The 3,654-nt window shown below is 60.7% G+C and carries 4 protein-coding genes; all 4 read left to right on the forward strand.

Features of this window, described 5'->3' with window-relative positions:
* Window positions 1-425 precede the first annotated feature (425 nt).
* The 4 genes from ACIP1G_RS31870 (at window position 426) to ACIP1G_RS31885 (ending at window position 3,436) form a co-directional block, all read left to right on the forward strand.
* Window positions 426-1,868, forward strand: coding sequence for a PLP-dependent aminotransferase family protein (locus tag ACIP1G_RS31870; protein WP_346643261.1), 1,443 nt, complete (start codon window positions 426-428; stop codon window positions 1,866-1,868).
* Between the two features lie 64 nt (window positions 1,869-1,932).
* Window positions 1,933-2,412, forward strand: coding sequence for a hypothetical protein (locus ACIP1G_RS31875; RefSeq protein WP_400744603.1), 480 nt, complete (start codon window positions 1,933-1,935; stop codon window positions 2,410-2,412).
* Window positions 2,413-2,542: 130 nt separating this feature from the next.
* Entirely contained in the window at window positions 2,543-2,797 is a 255-nt protein-coding gene (locus ACIP1G_RS31880; protein ID WP_400744606.1) for a YkgJ family cysteine cluster protein, read from the forward strand.
* A 33-nt stretch (window positions 2,798-2,830) separates the two neighbouring features.
* On the forward strand, window positions 2,831-3,436 hold the full coding sequence (locus ACIP1G_RS31885) for an START domain-containing protein (protein WP_400744609.1): 606 nt from the start codon (window positions 2,831-2,833) through the stop codon (window positions 3,434-3,436).
* Window positions 3,437-3,654: the final 218 nt, after the last annotated feature.

Genomic DNA, 3,654 nt, shown 5'->3' on the forward strand with positions numbered 1-3,654 from the left:
ATTGGCCCGAAACAAACGTAGGAGCGGCTTTAGCCGCGAAGCGCCGCGCGGGCGGCGCTCGATTTCATAGGCGCTGAAAATGTTTCGGCGAACACCCGCGGCGCTCGATCTCACAGGCGCTGAAAATGTTTCGGCGAACACCCGCGGCGCTCGATCTCACAGGCGCTGAAAATGTTTCGGCGAACACCCGCGGCGCTCGATCTCATAGGCGCTGAAAATGTTTCGGCGAACACCCGCGGCGCTCGATCTCACAGGCGCTGAAAATACATCGGCGAACACATGGCGGCGTTCGATCCCGCAGGCGCCTAAGATGTTGTGGCGACTCTGCCATCTGTCCCAGTACACTTTGCAACTGTTACGGTATCCTCTACCGTCAGTGAAGTCGCACAAGAATAACGAGCCCGTCCGCGCGTCGAGATCCAGCCATGACCAACCTGCTGCTGTACCAGCGTATCGCCCAGCAACTGGCCGATGACATCCGTCGCGGTGTCTACCAGCCAGGCGAGCGGGTACCCTCCGTGCGCAAGATGAGCGCCCAGCTCAATGTCAGCCATGCCACGGTGCTGCAGGCCTATGCAAACCTCGAGGACCAGGGGCTGATCCGCGCGCGGCCGCAGTCCGGCTACTACGTGCACCAGACCCCGGCCTTGACCGCGCAAACCCCGGATATCGCCCGCGTGGAGCGCCCCGGCCTGGTCACCCGCGCCAGCATCATCCAGCAGGTACTGACCGAGGCGCGTCGTGACGGTGTATTCCCGTTCGGTGCTGCGGTGCCGCATGTCGACTACCTGCCAGTACGGGCCCTGCATCAGCAAATTGCCAAGGTGACGCGCTTCCACAGCCCGCGTGCCTTCAGTTACATGTTCAGCCCCGGTTTCGAGCCACTGCGCCGGCAGATCGCCATTCGCATGCGCGATGCGGGTGTGCTGGTCGACCCGCGTGAAGTGATCGTGACCCACGGGTGCGTCGATGCTCTGCAGATGTCGCTGCGTGTGCTGACCCGCCCAGGCGACCTGATTGCTGCCGAGTCACCGACCTACTATGGCTTGCTGCAACTGGCCGACCTGCTGGGCCTGAAAGTAATCGAGATCCCCAGTGACCCGTCCACCGGCATCAGCCTCGAAGCTTTGCAGCTGGCGGCCAACCAGTGGTCGATCAAGGCCCTGGTGCTGACCACGCGCCTGAGCAACCCGCTGGGCGGCACCGTCCCGGAAGAGCGGCAGAAGCAATTGCTGCGCCTGGCATCGGACTTCGATATCCAGATCGTCGAGGACGACATCTATGGCGAGCTGATGTTCGAGCAGGGCAAGACCAAGGCACTGAAGGCGTTCGACCGGCTGGACCGGGTGATCTACTGTTCAAGCTTCTCCAAGACCCTGTCCCCTGGCGTGCGCGTTGGCTGGATGGTCGCCGGCCGCTACCAGGATGAAATCCAGCGCCTGCAAACGTTCACCACCCATTCGGCTTGCAGCGTGACGCAGATGGGGGTGGCGGCCTACCTGGAGAATGGCGGCTACGACCGGCACCTGCGCTACATCCGCCAGGAATATCGCAAGAACCTCAGCGCCTACCAGTTGGCAGTGCAGCAGCACTTCCCGGAGGGTACCCAGATGACCCGGCCGACGGGTGGTTTCATCCTCTGGGTGAGCCTGCCAGGGCGGGTCAATACCCAGGAGCTGCATGTGCGTGCGCTAGAGCAGGGCATCAGCATTGCCCCGGGGCTGATCTTCAGTAACACCGAGCAGTTCAACCATTGCATCCGCCTGAATTGTGGTATTCCATGGAACAAGGAAGCCGAGCGGGCAGTGATCACCCTCGGTTTGCTGGCTCAGCAGTTGTGCAGAGAGTCTGCGACCACACTTTTGTAAGGCTTGCCAGGGGGCTGCGGAACAGAGAGCATACGCAGCTTTCCTGCCAGCCTGTCCATTTGCCATGAATGCTTTACGCCGTTTTGCCCTGATCTTGTGCCTTGCACCGCTCTGCTGCCTTGGCGGTACGGCCCAGGCTGCGCAGCCGACAAGCCAGGCGCAGGCGACTCTCGGCAAGCCGGCACAGAAGGCGGCAGCCAAGCCCGTGCAGAAGCAAGCGCCCAAAAAGGCCAGTAACAACAAGGTCAAGCCGGTGCACAAGGCGGTCAGCAAGGCGGTTGCCAAGCCCTTGCCCAAGGCAAAGCTGGACCTCAGCCTGCCGGTCGACATGGTTAATGACCTTGAGCCGAATGTGGGCAATCCTTCACCCATCCAGCGACGCAAACCTTTGCTGCCCCCGATGTTTACCGAAAAACCAGAGACCAGCGACAGCCCCTTCCAGCTCAATGGCCGGTTGATCAACAACGAAATGCAGTTGCAGTTGCGCAATGACAGCCGTCATGACGTGGAAGGGGCGGCCATCGATTTCGAGTACCGCCAGTAGCCAGCAAACTGACTACCGAGTCACTCCATATTTCATCGTGCCAGTAATTTCAAACGCCTGTTTGAGCGAGTACTATCCGGGGACGTTCGTCCCGTTTTGTTCCAGGGAGTCCTGATTTTGGTGAATAACCATGAATTGCCGTGAGGGCTGTGGTGCCTGCTGCATCGCCCCGTCCATCAGCTCTGCGATGCCGCGCATGCCCAATGGCAAGCCGGCTGGCGAGCGCTGCCTGCACCTGACCGCTGCCAACCTCTGCGACCTGTTCGGCAAGCCCGAGCGGCCGGCGGTGTGTGGTGGCTTCAAGGCGGACGTCGAGGTGTGCGGCAGTGACCGTGACGAGGCAATCAGGATTCTTGGCTGGTGGGAGCAGATGACGGTGGCGTGACCGGCTGGATCTTCGACAACAAGGATAAACATGATGAGATCGTTCAAGCGTATTGCACTGCTGTGTGGCATGGGTGTTCTGCTGTCGCCTGCGGCCTGGGCCGAAAATTGGCAGGTGGCCAAGGATGAAGAGGGGATCAAGGTGTCCCTTAGCGAAGTGGCCGGTTCCAAGTACAAGGCCTACCGCGGTGTGACCGTGATCAAGGCGCCGCTGGCCAAGGTCGAGGCGCTGCAGGAGGATGTGGCGGGGGCCTGTGCCTGGATCCACGAATGCAAGTCGCAGAAACTGCTCAAGCATGAGGGTGACCAGAGCTGGACCTACACCCAGTTCAATACGCCATGGCCGGTAACGCCGCGCGATTCCGTGCTGCATATCACGACCGTCAAGGAGGCTGATGGCAGCCTGACCCGTAGCCTGAAAGAAGAGCCGACCTATCTGCCGGAGGAAAAGGGCTTTGTGCGGGTGGCGAAAGTCGAAGGCTTCTGGAAGCTGGTGCCCAAAGGGGACAGTACCGAAGTGACCTACCAGGTACACACCGAGCCAGGCGGCAGTGTGCCGGCGATGGTGGCCAACAAGTTTGTGGTGGATTCGCCGTTCAATACCCTGAAAGGGTTGCGTGAGCGGGCGGAGAAAAACTGACAGTATTGCGTTGCTTTTGCTGGCCTCTTCGCGGGTGAACCCGCTCCCACAGGATTTCCACAGATCTCAGGGCCTGTGGGGGCTCTGTGGGAGCGGGTTTACCCGCGAAGAGGCCAGTACAGGGTGTCTAGTCCTGAAATAGGTTTACACCTGTTCAGGTAGGCCGGTAGGCCTCAAAACGCCCGGTGCACCGCATCGGGCGTTTTGTTTTTCAGGGC

Origin of the sequence: Pseudomonas sp. NPDC089392, assembly GCF_044749595.1 — a bacterium.
Classification (GTDB): Bacteria; Pseudomonadota; Gammaproteobacteria; order Pseudomonadales; family Pseudomonadaceae; genus Aquipseudomonas.

Coding starts and splice junctions, on each gene's coding strand:
- ACIP1G_RS31870 (WP_346643261.1), top strand. CDS start 426: ATGACCAACCTGCTGCTGTACCAGCGTATCGCCCAGCAACTGGCCGAT.
- ACIP1G_RS31875 (WP_400744603.1), top strand. CDS start 1,933: ATGAATGCTTTACGCCGTTTTGCCCTGATCTTGTGCCTTGCACCGCTC.
- ACIP1G_RS31880 (WP_400744606.1), top strand. CDS start 2,543: ATGAATTGCCGTGAGGGCTGTGGTGCCTGCTGCATCGCCCCGTCCATC.
- ACIP1G_RS31885 (WP_400744609.1), top strand. CDS start 2,831: ATGAGATCGTTCAAGCGTATTGCACTGCTGTGTGGCATGGGTGTTCTG.